The 19,920-nt window shown below is 73.2% G+C and carries 22 protein-coding genes and 1 tRNA gene; 14 read left to right on the plus strand and 9 right to left on the minus strand.

All coding sequences use genetic code 11. The features are described from left to right. Window positions 1-633 precede the first annotated feature (633 nt). The 8 genes from Ae505Ps2_RS05995 to Ae505Ps2_RS06030 all read left to right on the plus strand — a co-directional run bounded on the left by Ae505Ps2_RS05995 (window position 634) and on the right by Ae505Ps2_RS06030 (window position 7,533). Window positions 634-1,455 (plus strand): ABC transporter ATP-binding protein, encoded by an 822-nt coding sequence (locus tag Ae505Ps2_RS05995; RefSeq protein WP_060713942.1) that lies wholly within the window; start codon window positions 634-636, stop codon window positions 1,453-1,455. Next, window positions 1,452-2,207 carry an ABC transporter permease subunit gene (locus tag Ae505Ps2_RS06000; RefSeq protein ID WP_075553474.1) on the plus strand — a complete coding sequence of 252 codons (756 nt, stop codon included), beginning with the start codon at window positions 1,452-1,454 and terminating at the stop codon, window positions 2,205-2,207. Before Ae505Ps2_RS05995 ends, Ae505Ps2_RS06000 begins: the two co-directional genes overlap by 4 nt. Next, complete coding sequence (locus Ae505Ps2_RS06005; protein WP_139318891.1) at window positions 2,204-3,061, plus strand: ABC transporter permease subunit; 858 nt, start codon at window positions 2,204-2,206, stop codon at window positions 3,059-3,061. The genes Ae505Ps2_RS06000 and Ae505Ps2_RS06005 overlap by 4 nt, the downstream gene beginning before the upstream one ends. Window positions 3,062-3,093: 32 nt before the next feature. Next, window positions 3,094-4,143, plus strand: a complete 1,050-nt coding sequence (locus Ae505Ps2_RS06010; RefSeq protein WP_075309505.1) for an ABC transporter substrate-binding protein — start codon at window positions 3,094-3,096, stop codon at window positions 4,141-4,143. A 24-nt stretch (window positions 4,144-4,167) separates the two neighbouring features. Then, complete coding sequence (gene allB, locus Ae505Ps2_RS06015) at window positions 4,168-5,592, plus strand: allantoinase AllB (protein ID WP_083695380.1); 1,425 nt, start codon at window positions 4,168-4,170, stop codon at window positions 5,590-5,592. After that, window positions 5,589-6,464, plus strand: coding sequence for a hypothetical protein (locus Ae505Ps2_RS06020; RefSeq protein ID WP_075309501.1), 876 nt, complete (start codon window positions 5,589-5,591; stop codon window positions 6,462-6,464). The genes allB and Ae505Ps2_RS06020 overlap by 4 nt, the downstream gene beginning before the upstream one ends. Next, the gene (locus Ae505Ps2_RS06025) at window positions 6,461-7,108 is read left to right on the plus strand and encodes a GntR family transcriptional regulator (RefSeq protein ID WP_075309499.1); all 648 of its coding nucleotides are present in this window, start codon (window positions 6,461-6,463) and stop codon (window positions 7,106-7,108) included. Before Ae505Ps2_RS06020 ends, Ae505Ps2_RS06025 begins: the two co-directional genes overlap by 4 nt. Before the next feature lie 74 nt (window positions 7,109-7,182). Next, the gene (locus Ae505Ps2_RS06030) at window positions 7,183-7,533 is read left to right on the plus strand and encodes a gamma-glutamylcyclotransferase (protein ID WP_249265222.1); all 351 of its coding nucleotides are present in this window, start codon (window positions 7,183-7,185) and stop codon (window positions 7,531-7,533) included. A gap of 223 nt (window positions 7,534-7,756) precedes the next feature. On the opposite strand, the gene Ae505Ps2_RS06035 is transcribed toward Ae505Ps2_RS06030, so the two are convergent. The 6 genes from Ae505Ps2_RS06035 to Ae505Ps2_RS06060 form a co-directional block, all read right to left on the minus strand. Continuing rightward, window positions 7,757-7,833, minus strand: a tRNA-Thr gene (locus tag Ae505Ps2_RS06035). Window positions 7,834-7,887: 54 nt separating this feature from the next. Next, a complete protein-coding gene (locus Ae505Ps2_RS06040) occupies window positions 7,888-8,394 on the minus strand; it encodes a 2'-5' RNA ligase family protein (protein ID WP_075309495.1) in 507 nt (168 codons plus the stop codon). Beyond that, window positions 8,387-9,538, minus strand: coding sequence for a DNA polymerase III subunit delta' (locus tag Ae505Ps2_RS06045; RefSeq protein WP_083695382.1), 1,152 nt, complete (start codon window positions 9,536-9,538; stop codon window positions 8,387-8,389). The genes Ae505Ps2_RS06040 and Ae505Ps2_RS06045 overlap by 8 nt, the downstream gene beginning before the upstream one ends. Beyond that, entirely contained in the window at window positions 9,535-10,860 is a 1,326-nt protein-coding gene (locus Ae505Ps2_RS06050) for an MFS transporter (protein WP_083695383.1), read from the minus strand. Before Ae505Ps2_RS06050 ends, Ae505Ps2_RS06045 begins: the two co-directional genes overlap by 4 nt. 76 nt (window positions 10,861-10,936) lie before the next feature. Beyond that, window positions 10,937-11,563, minus strand: coding sequence for a hypothetical protein (locus Ae505Ps2_RS30965; RefSeq protein ID WP_139318890.1), 627 nt, complete (start codon window positions 11,561-11,563; stop codon window positions 10,937-10,939). A 95-nt stretch (window positions 11,564-11,658) separates the two neighbouring features. Continuing rightward, window positions 11,659-14,049: a penicillin-binding protein gene (locus Ae505Ps2_RS06060; RefSeq protein WP_249265223.1), complete on the minus strand. Its 2,391-nt coding sequence runs from the start codon at window positions 14,047-14,049 to the stop codon at window positions 11,659-11,661. Between the two features lie 155 nt (window positions 14,050-14,204). Here Ae505Ps2_RS06060 and Ae505Ps2_RS06065 point away from each other — a divergent pair, with 155 nt between their 5' ends. Next, window positions 14,205-14,567 carry a WhiB family transcriptional regulator gene (locus Ae505Ps2_RS06065; protein WP_082375646.1) on the plus strand — a complete coding sequence of 121 codons (363 nt, stop codon included), beginning with the start codon at window positions 14,205-14,207 and terminating at the stop codon, window positions 14,565-14,567. Window positions 14,568-14,585: 18 nt separating this feature from the next. After that, window positions 14,586-15,263: a class I SAM-dependent methyltransferase gene (locus tag Ae505Ps2_RS06070; RefSeq protein WP_075309489.1), complete on the plus strand. Its 678-nt coding sequence runs from the start codon at window positions 14,586-14,588 to the stop codon at window positions 15,261-15,263. Between the two features lie 2 nt (window positions 15,264-15,265). Here Ae505Ps2_RS06070 and Ae505Ps2_RS06075 read toward each other — a convergent pair whose 3' ends face one another. Continuing rightward, window positions 15,266-15,709, minus strand: coding sequence for a MarR family transcriptional regulator (locus tag Ae505Ps2_RS06075; protein ID WP_020626607.1), 444 nt, complete (start codon window positions 15,707-15,709; stop codon window positions 15,266-15,268). Between the two features lie 92 nt (window positions 15,710-15,801). On the opposite strand from Ae505Ps2_RS06075, the gene Ae505Ps2_RS06080 reads away from it, so the two are divergent. Continuing rightward, window positions 15,802-16,065: a hypothetical protein gene (locus Ae505Ps2_RS06080; protein ID WP_043280967.1), complete on the plus strand. Its 264-nt coding sequence runs from the start codon at window positions 15,802-15,804 to the stop codon at window positions 16,063-16,065. A gap of 2 nt (window positions 16,066-16,067) precedes the next feature. Here the strand turns inward: Ae505Ps2_RS06080 and Ae505Ps2_RS06085 are convergent, their stop codons facing one another. Then, entirely contained in the window at window positions 16,068-17,231 is a 1,164-nt protein-coding gene (locus Ae505Ps2_RS06085; RefSeq protein ID WP_075333994.1) for an ArsA family ATPase, read from the minus strand. Then, window positions 17,228-18,280: an ArsA-related P-loop ATPase gene (locus tag Ae505Ps2_RS06090; RefSeq protein ID WP_075554188.1), complete on the minus strand. Its 1,053-nt coding sequence runs from the start codon at window positions 18,278-18,280 to the stop codon at window positions 17,228-17,230. The genes Ae505Ps2_RS06085 and Ae505Ps2_RS06090 overlap by 4 nt, the downstream gene beginning before the upstream one ends. Before the next feature lie 165 nt (window positions 18,281-18,445). Between Ae505Ps2_RS06090 and Ae505Ps2_RS30970 the strand changes: the two genes are divergently transcribed. From Ae505Ps2_RS30970 to Ae505Ps2_RS06100, 3 genes are read left to right on the plus strand one after another with little or no spacing between them, the layout of a single operon-like run. Next, a complete protein-coding gene (locus Ae505Ps2_RS30970; RefSeq protein WP_020626603.1) occupies window positions 18,446-18,616 on the plus strand; it encodes a DUF4177 domain-containing protein in 171 nt (56 codons plus the stop codon). Continuing rightward, a complete protein-coding gene (locus Ae505Ps2_RS06095) occupies window positions 18,613-19,071 on the plus strand; it encodes a RidA family protein (RefSeq protein ID WP_075309485.1) in 459 nt (152 codons plus the stop codon). Before Ae505Ps2_RS30970 ends, Ae505Ps2_RS06095 begins: the two co-directional genes overlap by 4 nt. 12 nt (window positions 19,072-19,083) lie before the next feature. Beyond that, window positions 19,084-19,647: a hypothetical protein gene (locus tag Ae505Ps2_RS06100; protein WP_075309483.1), complete on the plus strand. Its 564-nt coding sequence runs from the start codon at window positions 19,084-19,086 to the stop codon at window positions 19,645-19,647. Window positions 19,648-19,920: the final 273 nt, after the last annotated feature.

The raw sequence follows: 19,920 nt of genomic DNA on the forward strand, positions 1-19,920 counted from the left end.
CGTCCAGGGCGCCGGGCCGACGCCAGGCGGCGATGTCGGGGACCGTGGGGAGGAGGTCACCCGCGGCAGGCTCACCGCCCGTCGGGAACGCGAACAGATCACCCGCGGCGATGCCGCACGGCTGCTGGGCCTGCCGGCACGGCTCCCCTGACGACTCGCGTGCGGTGCGCGCGCGGGTCGGCCCCCTCGTAGCGGGCCTGACCGAAGCCGGGAAGCACCCCACCGAGCGCAAGCCTCCCCGCCAGCACCTCCGCGACCCGTCGCAACCGCCGGAACCTCCGTCGGACCGGCGTCGGCAGCGCTCCGGGTCCTCCTCGGCCTGCTCGGCAAGGACCTCGGCGAGTTCCAGCGCTTCGCCCTCCTGCAGGTCGCTCTGGTGGCGCTGGCGATGACCGGCGTCGTGGCCGCGACGGGAGTCGTCTCCTCGTCCTCGTGACGACCGGTGAGCCGGCCGGTTCCTCGTCGCGCCCTCTCCGCGAGCCGGATCGGGCCCGCGTGGCACGAGGCCCGAGTGACGTAACCGGACAGACGCATCGATTTACGCCTCCGCAACGCCGCGCGCCTATCTTCGCATCCGAGCTTGGATCCAAACTCGGATGCAAACAGCGCAGAGCGTGAAGGAGGAGAACGCACATGGTCGAACCGACTGCTCCTGGCATCCACATCGCGGGCCTCGGCAAATCGTTCCGCGTCGGCCGCGGGGAGGTGACCGCCCTCGACGGCGTCGACCTGCAGTCCCGTGCGGGCGAGTTCGTCACCCTGCTCGGCCCCTCGGGCTGCGGGAAGAGCACGATCCTCCGGATCCTCGCGGGTCTCGAACACCAGTCCACCGGGGTCGCCCTCGTCCACGGTGAGACCCCCGCGGACATGCGCCGTCACCACCATCTCGGGATCGCCTTCCAGGAGCCGGCTCTGTTGCCGTGGCGGACGGTGCGCACCAACATCGGCCTCCCGTTCGAGCTGACGCGGCGTCCGACCGACGATGCCCTCGTCGATGACCTGATCGAGCTCGTCGGGTTGACGGGGTTCGAGGACGCCAGGCCCGCGCAGCTGTCGGGCGGGATGCGGCAGCGCGTCGCGATCGCCCGCGCGCTCGTGGTCGAGCCGCGGGTGCTGTTGCTCGACGAGCCCTTCGGCGCCTTGGACGACATGACGCGGCAGAACCTCAACGTCGAGCTCCTGCGCATCTGGACCGAGCGGCCGGCGACCACGCTGATGGTCACGCACGGCATCTCCGAGGCGGTGTTCCTGTCCGACACCGTCGTGGTGATGAGCGCCCGCCCGGGACGGGTCCAGCAGGTGGTGCCGATCGACCTGCCGCGGCCACGGACCCCGGAGCTGCTGCGCACGCCCGAGTTCCACTCCTACGTCGACCGGCTGTCGTCGCTGCTGTTCGGACTCGACACCCCCGGTCAGGACCTGATCGGCGCGGCGACGAGGGAGACCGAGCGATGAGAAGCCGTGCCCTGGGCACCGCCGGGACCGTGGCCGTGTTGCTGGTGTGGCAGCTCGTCGGCATGACCGGGCTCCTCGGCCCGGCGATCGCCCCGCCACTGGAGATCGTCGCGGGTATCGTCGACGACGGGGTCGCGTTCTACGCCCTGCACGTCCCGGTGACGCTCGCCTCCGCTGTCGTCGGCTACCTCTGGGGCAACCTGGCAGCGATCTGCTGCGCCGCGGTGGTGATGACCGTCCCGGCCGTCGAACGGTTCGTGCTGCAGATCGGCATCGCGTCGGTCTGCATCCCCCTCGTGGCCATCGCCCCGATCCTCGCCGCGTGCTTCAACGGACCGGTCACCTCAGCCGTGATGGCCGCCGTGTCGGTGTTCTTCACGACGCTGGTCGGCACGATCAACGGCCTGCGCCGGACCGATCCGGCTGCTCTCGACCTGGTCCGCGCCTACGGCGGGGGCCGGTACCTCGTCCTCCGCAAGGTCCAGCTCCGCTCCGCGCTGCCCGGCGTCCTGACCGCGCTGAAGATCGCGGTCCCGGCCGCGCTCCTCGGCACCGTCATCGGCGAGTTCATGGGACAGGAACGCGGTCTCGGAGCAGCCCTGGTCGTGGCGCAGCAGTCCAGCGACGTCGTTCGCACCAGCGGCATCACCCTCGTCACCGGCGTGATCGCCGGTCTCGCCTTCGCCGTCGTCGGCTGGATCGAACGGGCGACGACGCCGTGGGCCCCCAGCACCGCGGGAGCCTCCGCATGACCGCGACCAGCGCCCCCGCGCGCTCCTGGGCCCGGGTCGGCACCGGCACCCCCGACACCCGCACACGGCGCGCCCTGGTCGCCGGTCTCGCCCGGACGACGTCGACGCTGGTCGGAGCGACCGTCGCGATCCTGGTGGTCTGGACGGCCTTCGTCAGCCTCGTCGACGTGAGCCCGTTCGTGGCCAAGACCCCGCTCGACGTCTGGCGCTACCTGTTCACCGACCCCACGGCCGCGGCGAGCCGGGCCGGCATCGGCGCAGCGCTCGTCGTCACCCTCGGCGACGCCGCCCTCGGGTTCGGACTCGGTCTGGTCCTCGCCGCCGCCGTGACCGTGCTGTTCCACTTCTTCCGCACGGCCGAGAAGATGCTCACGCCCACGATCTCGGCGCTGCATGCCATCCCGATGGTCACCGTCGCACCGATCCTCGTCCTGATCTTCGGACGCGGACCGTTCGGGGTCGCGGTCATCGGCGCCGCCATCGTGTTCGTGCCGGCGATGCTCACGATGCTGCAGGGCATCCGCTCCGCACCCCGGACCGACCTCGACATGTGCGCGGCCTTCGGGGGATCCAGCTGGTCCGCGTTCGCCCGGGTCGCCCTGCCCCACGCCGTGCCGACCTGGTTCGCCGCCGCCCGTGTGGCCGTGACCAGCTCGGTGGTGGGTGCGCTCCTGGCCGAGTGGCTCGCCAGCGGCGAAGGCCTCGGCGGACAGATGCTCCGCGACGCGAACGAGTTCGAGTTCGCCCGGCTCTGGGCGTCGGTCGTCGTCCTCACCGTGGTCTGCGTCCTGATCTACCAGCTCGTCGGTCTGCTCGAGACGTTCGTGACCGCACAGATGGGGGTCACCCGGTGAACCCCTCCCACCCCATCAGGAATGGATCCCTCATGTCCTCCCAGCTCGGCCGCCGTGCATTCCTCCGTCACGGTCTCACCGTCGGAGGACTGGCCCTCGCCGCTCCCGCCGTCCTCACCGCCTGCGTCTCCGGTGGCGACGGCGACGGCTCCCGCTTCGGAATCGCCTCGCAGCGCCTCGCCTGGGTCAAGAACACCCAGTTCGCCGGCAGCTATCTCGCCGACCGCAACGGCTACTACGTGCAGGAAGGCTTCTCCGGCGCCGATCTGGTGTCCGGTGGCCCGACCGCGCCGCCCATCGAGTCGGACGTGCTGAGCCGCACCTTCACCGGGGTGTCCCAGGTCCCCATCGTCGGGTCCGCGGTTGCCAAGGGTGCCCCGCTGAAGATCATCGGCGCGGTCTACGCCCGGAACGCGAACTGCATCATGTCGATGGGAGCCAGCCCGATCGAGACCCCGCAGGACCTCTACGGAAGGACCATCGGCTGCTCCTCGTCGAGCGAACCGGTCTGGCGCAACTTCGTCGCCGCGCTCGGTCTCGACGCCTCACGCATCACCACCGTCCCCGTGCAGGGCGATCCCATCGGGATGACGACCGGGGAGATCGACGGCTACGTCGGGTTCGTCAACAACCAGGTCGTCGACCTGCGGGGCAAGGGTTTCGACATCCACGCGATGCTGCTCGCCGACGTGGGGTTCCCGCTCGTCGGCCAGACCTACATCACCACCCAGGACGTACTCGACAACGACCGGGAGAAGGTCAAGGCCTTCCTGCGCGCCGAGGTCCGCGGCTGGAAGGACGTCCTCGCCGACCCTCAGCACGCCACCGACCTGACCGTGAACGACTACGGCCGGACCCTCGGCCTGGACCCGAGGACCACCCTCGAGGCCTGCATCGCCGGCAACGAGCTCATCCGCACCGGCGAGCCCGGCCAGCGCGTCATCGACATCTCCGACGCCACCGTCGAGGCGAACGTGCGGGCCATCGCCGCGGGCGGGCTCGATCTGAGCCCCGACACCCTGTTCGACCTCGGTCCGATCCGCGAGGTCCACCAGGAGGACCCCGCTCTCGCCCTCGCCTGACCCACCCGAGAAGGAGATCAGCACATGTCTGTGCCCCACGACCTGGTCGTCACCGGTGGGACCGTCGTCCACCACGACGGCCGCCACCGCCACGACGTCGCCGTGCGCGACGGCCGCATCGTCGCCGTCGGCACCGACCTCGACACCACCGGCGCCACCGTCGTCGACGCCCGCGGCCTGCTCGTGCTGCCCGGCCTGATCGACATGCACGTGCACCTGCGCGAGCCGGGTATGACGGAGAAGGAGGACTTCGCCAGCGGCACCAGTGCCGCCGCCGCCGGGGGCGTCACCACCGTGGTCGACATGCCCAACACCTTCCCGCCCGTCGCGACCGCCCAGCGCTACCGCGACAAGCTCGACCTGGTGCGCGGCAAGGCCTACGTCGACTTCGGGCTGTACGGCATGATCGACCACGACAACGCGGGTGAGATCGCCGGTATGGCCGAGCTCGGTGCCATGGGGCTCAAGCTGTTCATGGGACAGACGACCGGCGACAACCGCTGCCCGGACGACGCCGCCATCTTCCGCGGGCTCGAGGCCGCCGCCGCCGCCGACCTGGTCGTCGGTGTGCACGCCGAGAACGACCACCTCCTACGGCTGTTCGGCGAGCGGCTCCGCGAGTCCGGCCGTACCGACCCCCGCGCCCACCTGGAGTCCCGGCCCGCGTTCATCGAGGTCGAGGCGATCACCCGCATCGTCACCATGGCCACCGAGGCCCGCACCAAGCTGCACATCCACCACCTCTCGACCCGCGCCGGCCTGCAACGGATCGTCGACCTGCGCGCCGAGGGCCACCGCGTCACCGTCGAGAGCCTCGTCTCACACCTGGTGCTCGACGACGGCGCCTACGACACCCACGGCAACCTGGTGAAGCTCAACCCCCCGATCCGGCCCGCCGCCGACGTCGAGGCGCTCTGGGCCGGCATCACCCGCGGCGACATCGACATCATCGCCACCGACCACGCCCCGCACACCGCAGCCGAGCAGGCCGAGACCGACGTGTGGAAGGCCTACGGGGGCTTCATCGGTGTCGAGACCATGCTCCCGCTGCTGCTCACCGCCACCACGCGGGGAGCCCTCGACGTCGAGGACATCGTGCGTCTGTGCGCGTACACCCCGGCCCAGCGCTGGTCGATCCCGTACAAGGGGCAGATCGCCCCCGGCTTCGACGCCGACCTCGTCCTCGTCGACCCGACCGAGGAGAAGCCCCTCGACGGGGCGAGCCTGCACTCCCGGCATCCCGTGACCCCCTACGACGGGTGGGTCCTCACCGGCTCCGTCGTCGCCACCTACCTGCGTGGCGGACTCGTCCACGACCGGGGAGAGGTCGTCGGCCCGCCGAGCGGACGCCAGGTCGTGCCCCGCCGGGGGTCCGGCCTGCGGCCGGTGGACGCCCCGGTCCCCGCCCTGGGCACAATGCTCACCGTGCCGACCCGGGAGCTGGTGTGACGTCCCCGCCGATCACGCTGCTGGGCCACGACGGTGCCGCGACCCTGCGGGCCACCGTCGCGCACTGTCTCGACGAGAGCCCCACGCCCCACCGGCCGCCGGGCCCCGTCACGATCGCCGGTATCGGCACCACCGCACCGCACGCCCTGCAGGGCCGGCTGCTCCTCGACGCCCTCGCGGCCCGCGGACTCGTCGTCTCCGCCACCACCCCCGTCGACGGCCCACAGTCCCTGCTCACTGCCCCGGGCTGGGATCTCGCCCTCGTACTCAGCCCGTGGAAGCGCGACGTGGCCACGGCGGTAGCTGCACTGAGCCCGTCGGCCGAGGCCACCGGCGTCGTGGACACCGTCGTACGCGGCGGCGCGGGCGAGGCACTGGGGGTCAACACCAACAGCTGGGCCGCCCAGGCCGCGATGGAGACCGTGACCGGCGGGGCCGTCCCCCGGACGGTCCTGGTGCTCGGCTCCGGCGGGTCCACGCACTCGGTCGCGCTGGGGGTGCGGCGGGCGTGGCCCGGGACCCGACTCGTCGGTACCGCCCGCCGCCCCGAGGCCCTCACCGGGTGGGCCACACAGTTCGACGCCGAGGTCCTCGCCCCGGCCCGGCTCCGGACGGCGTTCGCGGACGACGCGCCGACCCTGGTCGTCAACACCACCACCTGGGGCGAGACCGACGCCTCCGAGAAGGACCCCTTCGCGTTCCCGTTCGCCGAGCTCCTCGCCCCCGGCAACGCCTTCTTCGACCTCAACAACCGGGTCTCGACACTGCAGACCGACGCCCTCCGGGCCGGGATGAGCGTGATGTCGGGGACCTTCATGCAGCGCGCCACCAACTCGTGCCGGGCCGCACTCCTCGCCGGGGCCACACCATGACCGGCGCGCACCGGAACAGCAGCGCTCCGAGCGCCCGCGAGCGCGTGTACCTCTACCTGCGCCAGCAGATCACCACGGGCGAGTACGGGCCCGGCATCCGCCTCGTCGAGGAGCAGATCGCCGAGGAGCTCGGCGTGAGTCGGACCCCCATCCGGGAAGCACTGCAGCGCCTCACCAGCGAGGGCCTCGTCGAACGGGTCCGTCGGGGCCAGCTCGTCGTCGTCCGGATCGACGACACCGCCCGCGCCGAGCTGCACGAGCTGCGCATCGCCTTCGACCAGGTCGCCGCGAGCCTGCTCACGCAGAAGGTCGGCAGCGTCGACTGGGAGAGCCTGCACGCGCTGCTCGACCCCCTCGGCCACGCCGCCCGCGAGTACGGCATCGGCAGCCCGCAGTACGGCATCGCCCACCTGGACCTGCACGTCGCGATCAACCGGGCCGCATTCTCCCCGGTCACCTCGGCCTTCCTCGAACGACAGGCCTTCCTCCACCCGACCGACGACTACGTGCAGCAGAGCGGCCACGAACCGGTCGCCCAGCACCGCGACCTGCTCGACGACCTCGCCAGTGGTGACCTCGACAGGGCGCAGACCGCGATGCGCGTCCACGCACTGCGCGGCCACGGCAACACCACGCTCTCCTGAGCGCCCCGCACCGTCGAAAGGCACCTCCATGTCCGACAGCGTCCGCATGTTCGTCAACGGCCAGGCCATGAGTGGTGGCCCGCTGCACGACGCCCTCGCCGGCGCCCACTTCCTGGGCCCCGTCCGCACCGCCCCCCGACTACCGCTTCTTCTCCTTCGACGACGTGTTCCCCGGTATCGCGCCCGTCCCCGACGGTGGCTGGTCGGTCCCCGGCGAGATCTACGAGATCTCCTACACCCAGCTCCGCCGAGACCTGCTACCCCGCGAACCGGCCGAGCTGGAGCTGTCCGTGATCGAGCTGGAGGACGGGACCGGCTCCCTGAGCATGGTCTGCCGCACCCTGCCCGGCGCCACCGACGCCGTCGAGATCACCGCGGCCGGTGGGTGGCGGGAGCACCTCGGCGCCGTGTCCACCGCGCGCTGACCGCGATGCTCGTCGCCGGGGCCGATCCCGGCCTGGCCACCCACTCCCTGTGGTGCACCCCGGACACCGTCACCTCGACCCCGTGGGCGCCGAAGTGGCCCGCCGACGGGGACACGATCGCTTCGAGAAGGCGATGCTCCGAAGCCAGAGCGACCGGGAGGTCACACACCGCGTTCAGGGAGTTCAGAGGACTTGTCAGATGCCGGACCGGGCCCCTGACCTGTGGAGCCGCCTTGGGGAGTCGAACCCCAGACCTACGCATTACGAGTGCGTCGCTCTAACCGACTGAGCTAAGGCGGCGTGGTGCATACCCAGTGTACCGATCGGCCCCCGACGCTCCCGCAGCCCCCCGGGTCACCCCGAGAAGGGGAACCGGGGCCCCGGGTCCCACGGCCCACCGTCGTAGCGCCACAGCGCCACGCCGGGGACGCCGGCGTCCCACGGTTCGAATCCGGCGACCAGGTCGTCGTACAGCGCGCGGGCCGCGATCGGGTCGACCTTGTTCTGGACGGTGACGTGCAGGTCGGACTTCCCGGCGTCCTGCCGGGTGAGACGGGATCGCCACCGCTCGGCGACATCGCGGCGCAGCGACGTCAGCTCGGGGCAGTCGAGGGTGAACGCGACACCGCGGCCGAGCAGGCGCAGCCCGGTGACACGGGCGGTCATCGGGGGACGGTCGGTCGCGGCGGTCAGGTCCGCGGTCAGCTCGACGACGGCGTCGCCGGGCAGGGCGTGGAACAGCGTCAGGTGCGCGGCCAGGTGGTTGCGTCCGGCCGGGAAGTGCCGTTCCCGCAGGTCGTCGAAGCGGGTCCGGGTGGTGTCGTCGAGCTGGGCCGTGAGGATCAGCGGCCGGTCATCCACGGTGCAGCGCGGTCATCATCGCCTCGACGGCGATCCGCGGCTTCACGTTCTGCTCCAGCGCGTCGCGGCAGGCGAGCACCGCCTCCAGCCGGCGCAGGCTCGACTCCGGGCCCCACTCGGCGGCGGCCACCCGGATCTCGCGGTCGCGGTCCGGGTTGGTCAGCGGCACCGTCGCACCGGTCGCGGCGACGATCGCGTCCCGGTAGAAGCCGGCGAGGTCGACCAGGGCCCGGTCGAGCGCGTCCCGCTGCGTACGGGTGGCGCGGCTCTTCTGCCGCTTCTCCAGATCCCGCTCGGCCGCCTTCGCCGAGCGGGCCGCCGCGGCGGCGCCCTTGCCGGTGCCGCCGGCCCCCATCGCGACCGCGAGCTCCTCGCGCTCGGACTCGTCGCGGGAGGAGCGCAGCTCGTCGGCCTCGGCCTCGGCCGCGCGGATCAGCACGTCGGCGTGGAAGAACGCGTCGCCGAGGCGACGGAGCTTCGTCGGTACGCCGAGGATCTCCTCGCGACGGGCACGGGCCTGCGGGTCGCGGGCGAGGCGCCGCGCCCGGCCGACGTGGCCGCCGCACACCGACGCGGCCCACCGGGCCTGCTCGGGATCGATGCCGTCGCGGTCGCGCAGCACCCCGGCGACGGCGTCGGGCGCCGGGCTGCGCAGGTGCACCATCCGGCAGCGCGACCGGATCGTGACGGGCACGTCGTCGGGATGGTCGGACGGCGCGCAGAGCAGGAACACCGTCTCCGGGGCCGGCTCCTCGACCGCCTTGAGCAGCGCGTTCGACGCGCCCTCGGTGAGCCGGTCGGCGTCGGCGATGATCACGATCTGCCATGTCCCGGTGGCGGGCTTGCGTGCGGCGAGCTGCACGAGCGAGCGCATCTCGGCGACCGAGATGGACAGTCCCTCGGGGACGATCTCCCGGACGTCGGAGTGCGTGCCCGCCATGACGGTCCGGCAGGCCGCGCACTCGCCGCAGCCGTGGTAGCGGCACTGCAGGGCGGCCGCGAAGGCGCGCGCGGCGTTGGACCGGCCGGAGCCGGGCGGGCCGGTGAACAGCCAGGCGTGGGTCATCGCCGACGGGTCGGATGCCGCCGCGTCCAGCTCGGCGACGGCGGCGGGCTGGCCCACCACGTCGTCCCACACACTCACGACGATCCCTCCTCCGTCATCTGCCGGCGCGCGACGACGCCGACCGCCGCCGCCAGGACGCCCGCTCCGGCGAGCACGAACCGCGTGCCGTCGACCAGCAGCGCGGTGTCGCCGACGGTGACCGTCCGGGTCGCGACGACGCCGACGACGACCGGCACCACCGACATCGCCCCCAGCAGCACCAGCCGGACCAGGGACTGCACGAACGCGTTGACCCGGCCGCGGATCCCGTCGGCGACCTCGGTGCCGATGATCGTGAGCCCGGTCAGGAAGGCGATCCCGGCGAACGCGCCGACGACCAGCACCGCGGCGATCGCCATGAACAGGTGCACCGCCACTGCCACGACGACGAGCGACACCCCGGCCCCGACGATCGCGCTGCCGAACAGCCGCCGGTGCGGCACCTGCCGGGCCAGCACCGGGCCGACGGCCATGCCCGCGGCGAGTCCGGCGAAGACCGACGCGAACAGGATCGAGTACGCCGCGTCCCCGCCGCCGAGGCTCGACGCGTAGAGCTTGGCCGTCGCGATCACGGTGCCGCCCGCGGTGAACGCGCCGACGACCCCGACGACCAGCCCACGCACGAGCGGGGTGCGGACGACATAGGTGTAGCCGTCGCGCAGCAGGTACAGCAGCGACGGCGGGGCCTGCTGCCGCTCGGCCTCGGTGGCCCGGCCGGAGATCTCGGGGATCGCGAAGTACACGACCAGCGCCGAGAGCAGGAACGCGAACCCGTTGAGGCACAGCGCCGCGTAGACGGTGGTCTCCTGGTCCGCCCCGAACATCGGGCCGGCCTTGCTGACCAGCGCGAACAGCCCCGCACCGCCGACGACCGCGACGCCGTAGGTCACCAGCAGGCCCAGCTGCGCGGCGCTCTCCATCTGCGCCGGGCTGCGCAGCAGGTTCGGGACGGCCGCGTCCTTCGCCGGGATCCAGAACATGGTGCACAGCTCGAGTAGCAGGGTCACGACCAGCAGCCACCACAGCTGCCCGACGAACGGGATCGACAGCAGCAGCACGAACTTCGCGAGATCGCAGGTCACCATGACCTTGCGCCGGTCGAAGCGGTCGGCGAGCACGCCGGCGAGCGGCCCGAACAGCAGCGACGGCACCAGCTTGGTCGCGACGACCCCGCCGAGCGCGAAGCTCTGCGCGGTGAACCCGGCGCCCGCGGTGAGGTGGGTCGCCAGCGAGGTGAGTGCCAGCAGCGCCAACCACTCGCCGGTCGCGGTGACCGCGGTGACCGACCAGAGCCTGCGGAAGGCGGGGATCGCGAGGACCGACGTCAGGCGGTGCGACGACGTCGACGACGGGGTCGTGATCGCGGCTCACCTCCTCGCCCGGTGCGGCGTGCGGATCTTCAGGCTAGACGGGGCCACCGACGGCGACCGAGGGACCTCAGACGATCGTCGACAGTGTCTGGACCAGGATCACCAGGTAGATCAGCACGAAGACGATCGTGAACACCCGCGCTCCGACCCGGCCGCGGGTGAGCCGGGAGAAGCCGAGCAGGCCCTCGTCGAGGTCGACCGGGGGCCGGGCGGACACCGCGGGCGGCCGGTAGACCGTCCCGACGGGTTCCTCGCCGCCGGAACGGGGTCGGCGCGGTGCGGGCAGCCGGGGCACCGGGCCGGTCGGGGACCGCCGGGGCACGGGCGGGACCGGCGACGACGGGGCGGGCGTCACCGGGCGGCGGGGCCCGGGGACCGAGTCGTCCGCGTCCTCGTCCGGGGTGGGGATGGCGGCGGGGCCCGGCCTGCGGCGCCGGACCGCGGTCAGGGTCCGCCGGGTGGGGCCGTCGATGTCGGGTCCGCCCGCAGCGGGCTGCTCACCGTCCGAGGACGGGTCGGGGTCCGGCCGGTCCGCGGGCGCGTCCTGCGCCGCCCCGGCGGGGCCCGCGGGGTGGGCACCTTGCTCCCGGGCCCGCCGGTCCGCCTCGCGCTCGGCGACCAGCCGCGCCACGCCCCAACGCCCGTCGTCGGCGGGGGCCGGCGCGGGGCGGCTGTTCCTCCACCGCACGGCCATGACGGCATGCTAGGCCGCGACCAGCGGTGACGCCTGCTTCCGACGGGGTATGGCGCGCGGTGCCGCCCGGCCGGGTGACCCGGCCGGGCGGAGCGTCACCCGCCGTCGGGCGGGCGGTTCCCCTCGTCCGGCCGGCCCGGCGGCGGGCCGGAGTCCGGCGCGGGCGCCGGAGCCGGGCTGCCCGGGGGCGGCGGCGGAGCGGGCACCGACCCGCTGCTGACCTGCAGGGTCACCTGCTCACCCGGGAGCGCGGCACCGCGGGGCTCCTGCCCGACGACCGTCCCCTCGGGAGCGTTGTTGTCGACGGTGCGGGTGGTGACCTGCCATCCGGCGCCCTCCAGCTCACCGCGGGCGTCGCTCACCGACCGGCCGACGACGTCCGGGATGCGCGACTCGGCGCCGCCGTCGAGGTAGCGCGGGTCGGTCGGCGGCAACGGGGTCGGCGGGGTGTTCGCGACGAGCGGGCCCACCGCGCCGTACCAGGTGCGGGCCGGGGTCTTGCCGCCGAAGATGTTGCCGTTCCCGCAGGCGAAGGGGGCGCCGCCGCCGTCGCAGAGGGGTCGCGGCCGGTTGGAGTTGTCGAAGGTGATGACCGCGCCGGCCATCTCTGGGATCGCACCCATGAACGCGGCCGACTTGTGCTGCTGGGTCGTCCCCGTCTTGCCCGCCATCGGCCGGGTCCAGCCCGCGGCCCTCGCCGCGGCGGCGGAGGTGCCGGCGACGTCGTCCTTGCTCAGGCCGGTGACCAGGGTGTTCGCCAGCGCGGGATCGACGGCCTGCTGGCAGGGCTCCTCGGTGATCGGGACGGGCTTGCCCTCGGCGTCGGTGATCGAGTCGATCGGCGTCGGCGGGCACCACTTGCCCTGGGAGAACAGGGTGGCGCCGACGTTGGCCAGCTCCAGCACCGACGTCGGGGTGACGCCGAGCGTGAACGACGCGAGCCGCTGGTCCTTGATCACCTCGGCGATCGAGCGGTCGGTGCGCTTGCCGGTGCCCGGGTCGACGAACGGCGTCGTGGCCAGCGACTTCATGCCGAGCCGGACGGCCATGTCGACCACGTCCGGCACCCCGGTGAACTCCTCGAGCTTGATGAACGCGGTGTTCGGCGACTGCGCGAGCGCATCGGTGAGGCTCATCCGGCCGGGGTAGTTGCCGGCGTTCGCGACGGGGACGGGGCGGCCGCTGCCGTCGACGTAGATCGGGGAGGCGTAGCCCGAGGGCGGCACCTGCATCGAGTAGTTGATGCCGAGGCCCTTCTCCAGCGCGGTGGCCGCGGTGAAGATCTTGTACGTCGACCCGGCACCGAGGTTGACCGGCTGGTACGGCAGGCCGTAGCTGGTCTCCTCGGCGTCGGCGTTCAGGCCGAACGTGCGGCTCGACCCCATCGCGAGCACCCGGTGCTTGTCCTGGCCGGGCTGCACCAGCGACATCACGTTCGCGACGTTGGGGGTGTCCGGCGGCACCTCCTTGTCCAGGGAGCGCTTGACCTCGGTCATCGCGCGGCGGTCCAGGGTGGTGCGGATGGTGTAGCCGCCGCGCTGGATCTGCTCCTCGGTGAAGCCGGCCTCGGTCAGGTACTGCGTCACGTACTTGCAGAAGAAGCCCATGTCGCCGGCACCGATGCAGCCGTTCGGCACCCGCACCAGCGGGTTCGCGACGCCGAGCGGAGCGGCCATGGCCTGCTTCGCCTGGGCGTCGTCGATCATCTGCTGCTGGCGCATCTGGTCGATCACGACGTTGCGCCGCTGCAGCGCGGTCTGCGGGTTCTGCACCGGGTCGAACTGGGTGGTCGAGCGGACCATCCCGGCGAGCATCGCGGCCTGCGGGACGGTCAGCTTGTCCGGCGTGGTGTTGAAGTACGTGCGCGCCCCGGCGGCGACGCCGTAGGAGCCGTCGCCCAGGAAGACGATGTTGAGGTAGCGGTTGAGGATCTCGTCCTTGGACAGCTGGCGTTCCAGCTGCAGGGCGATCCGCGCCTCCTTGAGCTTGCGGGCCGGTGTCTGCTCGGTGGCCTTGAGCCGCTCGGCCTCGCTCGTCGCGTCGACGTAGAGCATGTAGTTCTTGACGTACTGCTGGGTGATCGTCGAGGCACCCTGGACGACGTCGCCGGACGCCGAGTTCGCGACGACCGCGCGCAGCGTGCCCTGCCAGTCGACGCCGTCGTGCTCGTAGAACCGGCGGTCCTCGATGGCCAGCATCGCGCCCTTCATCGCGGTCGAGATCTGGTCGTTCGTGACCTCGGTGCGGTTCTGGTCGAACAGGTAGGCGATCGGGCGGCCGTCGGAGTCGGTGAGCGTCGTCGTCAGCGGCGGGCGGGTGCCGACCAGGTCCGCCGAGCTCGAGGTGACGCTGTCACCCGCCTCGTTGGACAGCATGCCGAGGCCGCCGACCAGTGGGAAGGCCATGCCCGCCGTGATCACACCGAGCAGGACGCACAGGCCGGCGAGGACGCCGAGCGGGCGGAGCAGACGCCGGGGGAACCTCACGGGACCAGCCTACGGGCCACGGCGTCAGGAACCGGTCAGGCCGACACCCCCCGGGTTGCGTAGTTTTGCGCGCTGACCCGGACACCCTCCGCGGTCGAGGATCGACGCATCACGTCGCGGGCCACCGGGCCCGCACCGGCCCGAGAGGCGACCCGATGCTCGACACCCTGCGTCCCGTCACCGGCAGGCCCCGCCTGCGCCCCGCCGTCGTCGTCCGCGCCTGCACCGCGGTCTGGAACTGGCGGTCGGCCGCACGCTGCCGCACCGAGGACGCCGAGAACCTGTTCGTCACCGGCGCCGACCAGCGCGAGGCACGCGAGTTCTGCCTGTCCTGCCCGGTCCGCACCGAGTGCCTCGCGCACGCACTGGACCACCAGGTCGAGTTCGGTGTGTGGGGCGGGATGACCGAGCGGGAGCGCCGGGCGCTCCTGCGGCGGCGCCCGGACGTGCGCGACTGGGCCGCGCTGCTCGGACGCGCGCGCTCCGACCACTACGCCGGACGCAGCAGGAGCGCCTGACCCGATAGCGTCAGCGGCGTGCTGGAGTTCCTGGCCGGTCTCTACCGGACGCACGCCGACGATCTCGCCGCGGTGATCGACCAGCAGCGGGGGCTCCTCGCCGGCGGCACGATCACTCCGCAGCTCGACGACGTCGAGGCCGAGCTGACCTACCTGCTGCTGCGCCACCACCGGCCGTCGCAGGTGGTGGAGGTCGGCACCTACTACGGCTGGTCCACCACCTGGATCCTGTCCGCGCTGCGCGACAACGGGGCGGGTCACCTGCAGTCGTTCGACCTGGTCGACCACGTGTGCGGCACCGTGCCCGAGGAGCTGTCTGCCGGGCGCTGGACGTTCCACCGCGGGGACCTGCGCGAGACCGTCGAGAAGGTCCCTGCCGGCACCGGCTACCTGTTCGTCGACGCCGACCACGGACGCCGCTTCGCCCGCTGGTACCTGGAGCACCTGTTCGGGCGGATCGCGACGGGCACCCCGACCAGCGTGCACGACGTGTTCCACCTGCCCCGGGCACGGCCGTTCACCGAGGGGGCCGAGGTGCTGCGGCACCTGGCGCCCAGCGGCACCGGCTGGTTCACCCCCTCGCGGGCCGCGGCACCGCGGAACCTGCGTGCGCTCGACGCCGTCCGGGCCGAGCTGGGGATCACCGGGGCACGCGGGACCTCGCGCAACCCGATGATCTTCTTCTCGATGCCCTGAGCTCAGCGGGCGGGATCGCGCAGCCCCTCGACGACGCCCTCCAGCACCGTCGCGAACCGGTCGGCCTCGGCCCGGTCCAGCCCGGACAGCAGGCGTTCCAGACGCGCGTCGAGCCGTCCACGGGTGCGGTCCACCGCGGCTCGGCCCGCGTCGGTGAGCGCGACGGCGACCGCCCGACGGTCGGTCCCGTGCGGACGGCGGAGCAGCAGTCCGTGCGCCTCGAGGGTGCTGACGTGCCGGCTGGCGACACTGCGCTCCAGTCCGACGGCGGCGGCCAGCTCGGTGGTGCTGACCCCGTCGCCGAGCCGGGCCAGCCCGGACAGCACCGGGTAGGTGGTCGCGTCGAGACCGTCGATGCCGCCGGTCAGTGCCGCGTGCAGCCCGGTGCGGGTGTCACGCAGCAGTAGCCGGCCGAGGGCGTCCGCACAGCGTCGTTCGGGGGTCACACCGCCCCACGATACGTGCAGCTTGCACGCTCCCCACCGTCCGGCGTACCGTCCGAATGCGTGCACAGTGCACGCTCATGGAGGGAGTGGTCATGACCGGAGCGGTGGATCCCGAGGACGTCCTGCCGGACGGGGTCGAGTACGCGGAGCTGGGCGGGACGCCGGTGCGCAAGGGCACGGTCGCCGCGTTCGTCGCGACGGCGCGGTCCCTGGAGGCGCTGCCCGCGGGCGACCCGGCCGAGGCCGGTCTGGCTGCGCACCTGCGTGACCTGCTGCCGGGCCTGCGCGCGGTCGGGGTGCTGGAGGTGTTCGCGCCCCGCTCGGCCCGGCTGCGGGCCGCGCTCGGCGTGTCCTGAGCTCACCCCGCCGACGCCGCGGCGCCGGACTCGGTCTCGCCGGCCAGCAGCGCGCCGACCCGACGCAGCCCGTCGAGGTCGGCGATGTCACCGGCCAGCGCGGGCACCCGCGTCACCGCCACGCCGGGGTGCGCGGCGGAGAACCGGGTGAGCAGGTGCTCCTCCCGTTCGTGCAGGTCGACGCGGTCGGCGTGCAGCCGCAGCACCGCGGCCGCGATCTGCGACCCCGGTCCGCCGACCTGCTCGGCCGCGGCCCGCGCGCGGGCCGCGGAGACCGGCGCGAGCACCGGGTGGGTCCGGTTCAGCACGAGCCCGGCCAGCGGCATGTCCTCCGACGACAGCCGCTCGGTGAAGTACGCCGCCTCGCGCAGCGCGTCCGGCTCCGGTGCGGCGACGACGAGGAACGCCGTGCCCTCCGAGCGCAGCAACGCGTAGGTCTTGTCGGCCCGCTCGGCGAAGCCGCCGAACAGGGTGTCGAAGGCCTGCACGAACGCCGACGCGTCCTGCAGCATCTGCCCGCCGATGATCGAGCCGACGGCCTTGGCGAACAGCCCGAACCCGGCCTCGACGATCCGACGCAGCCCGCGGCCGCCCGCCCGGGCGGGCGCGGCGAGCAGCTTGATCATGCGGCCGTCGAGGAAGCGGGACATGCGCTGCGGGGCGTCGAGGAAGTCCAGCGCCGAGCGCGAGGGCGGCGTGTCGACGACGACGAGGTCCCACGTCCCGGCGCCGGCGAGCTGACCCAGCTTCTCCATCGCCATGTACTCCTGCGTCCCGGAGAACGAGGAGGAGACCGTCTGGTAGAAGGGGTTCTCGATGATCTTCTGGGCCCGCTCGGGCGGGGCGTGCGACTCCACCATCTCGTCGAAGGTGCGCCGCATGTCCAGCATCATCGCGGCGAGCTCGCCGTCGACCGCCTTCACCGGGGCGGGGTCGTTCGACAGCTCGTCCACCCCGAGTGCCTGGGCCAGGCGCCGCGCCGGGTCGATGGTGAGCACGACGACCTGACGGCCGCGATCGGCGGCGCGCACCGCGAGCGCCGCGGAGGTGGTCGTCTTCCCGACGCCCCCCGAGCCGCAGCACACGATGACCCGGGTGGCCGGGTCGTCGATCAGGGCGTCGACGTCCAGCACCCCGTCCGGCGCCGGGTCGGTCCTGCTGGTCATCGGCGGGCCTCCAGGTGCACTCCCTGCGCGGTCATCGACTCGGCGAGCTCGTAGAGCGAGCCGAGGTCCACACCGCCCAGCAGCGCGGGCAGGGTGATCCGCGGCAGCGGTGGGGTCGGCTCGGTCTCCAGCCGGCGCAGCGCGGCGGTCTCCCCCTCGACGGCGACGGCGTGCTCCACGGTCTCGGCGACCAGGCCGTCGATCTCGGCGGGGGCCAGCTCGATCCCGGCGCTCTGCAGGCCGTTGCGGATCCGGGTCGCGTCGACCCGGCCGCCCGCGGCGGCGGTGACCGAGCGGTCGGGCAGCCACTGCTCGCGCATCCGGTTCACCACGACCGAGCCCAGCGGGATCCCGGCGGCGTCGAGCTCGGCGACGGCGTCGAGCGTCTCGGTGACCGGCAGGTCCGACAGCAGCGTGACCAGGTGCACCGCGGTGAGCGGGGAGTGGATCAGCGCCTCGACGCCCTTGGCCTGCCCGTGGATCGGCCCGACCTTGGCCAGGTCCGCCATCGCCCTGGTGACGTCGAGGAACGACACGAGACGACCGGTGGGCGGCGCGTCGAGGACCACCGCGTCGTAGGCGGGGAGGCCGTCGGACTCCGTGCGGGTGACGCACTCCTTGGCCTTGCCGGTGAGCAGCACGTCACGCAGGCCGGGGGCGAGCGTGGTCGCGAACTCGATCGCGCCCATCCGGCGCAGGGTCCGCCCGGCCACGCCCAGCCGGTAGAACATCTCGAAGTACTCCAGCAGCGCGGCCTCGGCGTCGACGGCCAGCGCCCGCACCTCGCCCCCGCCGGGCGCGACGGCGATCCGCCGCTCCTCGTACGGCAACGGCGCGGTGTCGAAGACCTGGGCGATGCCCTGGCGGCCCTCGACCTCGACGAGCAGCACCCGCTTCCCACCGCCGGCCAGGGCCAGCGCGAGGGCGGCGGCCACGGTGGTCTTGCCGGTTCCCCCCTTGCCGGACACCACGTGGAACCGCACGCGGGAGAGCGCATCGGGCCACGGATCGGAGCGGGTTCCGGGCTCGGGCCGGACGGTCGTGCTCACGACGACCAGCGTACGAGCGCCCACCGACAGCGGCCCGTCGGCGAGGTGCGTCCCACAACGGACGGGCGCGTCCCACGCTCCGGCGGTGGGCGTCCGTCGCAGCGGGACGGCCATCCGTCGCGCCACGGCGGTTCGGTGTCGGGTGCCCGGGTTACAGTCCCGCCCATGAGCTCCCCGGTCGTGAAGTGGGAATACCTGACCGCCCCCCTGCTGATCCACAACACCAAGGCGATCCTGGACAACTTCGGCCGCGACGGCTGGGAACTGGTCACGGTGACCAGCGGCGCGAACGCCGAGCAGCTGGTGGCGTTCTTCAAGCGGCCGGTGCAGCAGTGAGCGCACTCGCCCGGCTGACGGAACTGGGGTTGACCCTGCCTGCCGTGGCCGCACCGGCCGGCGCCTACATCCCGGCCCGGCGCAGCGGGAACCTGGTGTTCACCGCGGGCCAGGTCCCGTTCGTGGACGGCAAGGTCGCCGCGACCGGCAAGGTCGGCGGCACCGTCACCCCCGAGCAGGCCTACGACCTGGCCCGGATCTGCACGCTGAACGCGCTCGCCGCGATCGACGGGCTGGTCGGCCTCGACAGCGTCACCGGCGTGGTGAAGGTCGTCGGGTTCGTCGCGTCGGACCCGTCGTTCACCGGCCAGCCCGGCGTGATCAACGGTGCGTCGGACCTGCTCGGTGAGGTGTTCGGCGAGGCCGGGGCGCACGCCCGGTCGGCCGTCGGCGTCGCGGTGCTGCCGCTGGACGTACCGGTCGAGGTGGAACTGACCGTGGAGATCAAGGACTGAGGTCGGGTCGACATGGGTGTGTCCGTCGGGGTCCCGGCCGGTCACGAGCTGCTGCTGCGGCTCGCCGGCCGGGTTCCCGACGAGCTGCTCTGGCGGCTGCGCGACTGGCTGGCCGCCGGGGACACCACGGCGCTCGGCGCGGTCCTGCCGCGCACACTGCTGCGGCACCGGATCGGGCTGACCGGGCACGAGCGCACCCTGCTGGCCGAGGTCGTCGGGCCGGACGCGCCGTCGCGGCGCCTGGTCGACGCGGTGCTGCCCGGCACACCCCCCGCCCCGCCCACGTTCACGGCGGGCGAGCCGGACCTGGCCGCGTGGTCGGCCCTGTCGGTGGTGCGCGACGAGGCGTCCGCGCTGCTGCTGGCCGTGCGTGACGACGGAGCCCGCGTACTGCTCGTGCGTGACGCGCAGCGGCCGCACCTGCTCGCCGCCGCGGTCGCGCGGCTGCTGCGTGTCCACGGTGACCGTGTCCCGCGCGTCGAGGCCCTCACCGGCGACGCCCCGACCGAGTACCACGAGGCCGCGTGCACCGCGGCGGCGTCGTTGTGGAGCCGCGAGCCGGTCCCCACCGGCTGACGCGGACCGCGAAGGAGGCCCCATGTCCGACCCCACGTACCGCCTGCTGCGGGAACTGGCCGGCCGGGTGGACGACGACCTGCTCGCCACCGGACGTGAGCTCGTCGCCGTCGGCGAGGAGGGGCACGCGCTGGAGCTGCTGGTCGCCGAGCTCGTCGCGGGGCGGGCGGTGCTGCCGCACGCGGTGCGCTCCGAGCTGGTCACCGAGGCGGCCGCCCGCCGGGTGCAGCCCGACGCCGACGCCTGCCTGCCGCCCGCCGCGGACGTCGCCGC

It is taken from the genome of Pseudonocardia sp. Ae505_Ps2, from assembly GCF_001932425.1.
Lineage (GTDB): Bacteria > Actinomycetota > Actinomycetes > Mycobacteriales > Pseudonocardiaceae > Pseudonocardia.

Bases quoted from the DNA above. Each gene is read 5' to 3' on its own strand.
- Ae505Ps2_RS30965 (WP_139318890.1), bottom strand. From the start codon at position 11,563: ATGGCCGTGCGGTGGAGGAACAGCCGCCCCGCGCCGGCCCCCGCCGAC.
- Ae505Ps2_RS06080 (WP_043280967.1), top strand. From the start codon at position 15,802: ATGACCGGAGCGGTGGATCCCGAGGACGTCCTGCCGGACGGGGTCGAG.
- Ae505Ps2_RS06000 (WP_075553474.1), top strand. From the start codon at position 1,452: ATGAGAAGCCGTGCCCTGGGCACCGCCGGGACCGTGGCCGTGTTGCTG.
- Ae505Ps2_RS30970 (WP_020626603.1), top strand. From the start codon at position 18,446: ATGAGCTCCCCGGTCGTGAAGTGGGAATACCTGACCGCCCCCCTGCTG.
- Ae505Ps2_RS06100 (WP_075309483.1), top strand. From the start codon at position 19,084: ATGGGTGTGTCCGTCGGGGTCCCGGCCGGTCACGAGCTGCTGCTGCGG.
- Ae505Ps2_RS06005 (WP_139318891.1), top strand. From the start codon at position 2,204: ATGACCGCGACCAGCGCCCCCGCGCGCTCCTGGGCCCGGGTCGGCACC.
- Ae505Ps2_RS06025 (WP_075309499.1), top strand. From the start codon at position 6,461: ATGACCGGCGCGCACCGGAACAGCAGCGCTCCGAGCGCCCGCGAGCGC.
- Ae505Ps2_RS06085 (WP_075333994.1), bottom strand. From the start codon at position 17,231: ATGACCAGCAGGACCGACCCGGCGCCGGACGGGGTGCTGGACGTCGAC.
- Ae505Ps2_RS06065 (WP_082375646.1), top strand. From the start codon at position 14,205: ATGCTCGACACCCTGCGTCCCGTCACCGGCAGGCCCCGCCTGCGCCCC.
- allB (WP_083695380.1), top strand. From the start codon at position 4,168: ATGTCTGTGCCCCACGACCTGGTCGTCACCGGTGGGACCGTCGTCCAC.
- Ae505Ps2_RS06010 (WP_075309505.1), top strand. From the start codon at position 3,094: ATGTCCTCCCAGCTCGGCCGCCGTGCATTCCTCCGTCACGGTCTCACC.
- Ae505Ps2_RS05995 (WP_060713942.1), top strand. From the start codon at position 634: ATGGTCGAACCGACTGCTCCTGGCATCCACATCGCGGGCCTCGGCAAA.